The 1,302-nt window shown below is 69.2% G+C and carries 1 protein-coding gene; it reads right to left on the bottom strand.

The window, feature by feature from the left end:
* Positions 1-1,302 (bottom strand): beta strand repeat-containing protein (locus tag ACFV1J_RS40315; RefSeq protein ID WP_385866986.1); only part of this gene is annotated, 1,302 nt, incomplete at both ends.

Here is a 1,302-nt window from a genome sequence, read left to right as displayed (position 1 = left end):
GTGGTGTAGTTGGCGTCGCCGCTGTAGGTGGCGGTGACTGCGTAGGTGCCTGCGGTGACGAGTCCGTTGGTGGTGACGCTGGTGGTGCCGCCGCTCAGTGTCCCGGTGAGCGCCACTGTGGTGTCCCCGTCGGTGGCGACGAACGTCACTGTGCCGGTGGGCGTGCCCGCACCCGGCGCGACCGGCGCCACGGTGGCCGTGAAGGTCACCGACTGGCCGACTACGGAGGGGTCGGGAGTCGATGAGACCGTGGTGGTCGTGGAGGCCTGGGCGACGGTCTGGGTGTCCGTGCCGACGGAGCCGGTGTAGTTGGCGTCGCCGCTGTAGGTGGCGGTGACTGCGTAGGTGCCTGCGGTTACCAGTCCGTTGGTGGTGACGCTGGTGGTGCCGCCGCTGAGTGTGCCGGTGAGTGTGACTGTGGTGAGCCCGTCGGTGGCGACGAACGTGACCGTGCCGGTTGGGGTGCCTGCGCCGGGCGCGTTCGGTGCGACGGTGGCGGTGAAGGTCACGGGCTGGCCGACGACGGAGGGGTCGGGAGTCGATGAGACCGTGGTGGTCGTCGAGGCCTGATTCACCGTCTGGGTGTCGTTCCCGCTGGACGTAGTGAAGTTGGCGTCGCCGCTGTAGGTCGCCGTGACTGTGTACGTGCCTGCGGTTACCAGTCCGTTGGTGGTGACGCTGGTGGTGCCGCCGCTCAGCGTTCCGGTGAGTGTCACCGTGGTGACCCCGTCGGTGGCGACGAACGTCACCGTGCCCGTTGGTGTGCCCGCGCCCGGCGAGACCGGCGCGACGGTAGCGGTGAAGGTTACCGATTGACCCACTACGGAGGGGTCGGGTGAGGAGGAGACGGTGGTGGTCGTGGATGCCGGGTTCACGGTCTGCGTGTCGGTACCGACCGAGCCGGTGAAGTTGGCGTCGCCGCTGTACGTCGCGGTGACGGTGTAAGTCCCCGCGGTCACCAGTCCGTTGGTGCTGACACTGGTGGTGCCGCCGCTGAGTGCCCCGGTGAGTGTCACCGTGGTGACCCCGTCGGTGGCGACGAACGTCACCGTGCCGGTGGGCGTGCCCGCACCCGGCGCGACCGGCGCCACGGTGGCCGTGAAGGTCACCGACTGGCCGACCACGGACGGGTCGGGAGACGATGAGACCGTGGTGGTTGTGGAGGCCTGGGCGACTGTCTGGGTGTCCGTGCCGACGGAGCCGGTGTAGTTGGCGTCGCCGCTGTAGGTCGCCGTGACCGTGTACGTGCCGGCGGTTACCAGTCCGCTGGTGGTGACGCTGGTGGTGCCGCCGCTGAGTGTG

Origin of the sequence: Streptomyces sp. NPDC059649, assembly GCF_042734445.1 — a bacterium.
Taxonomy (GTDB): Bacteria; Actinomycetota; Actinomycetes; order Streptomycetales; family Streptomycetaceae; genus Streptomyces.
This window is presented reverse-complemented; position numbering and strand designations above follow the sequence as displayed.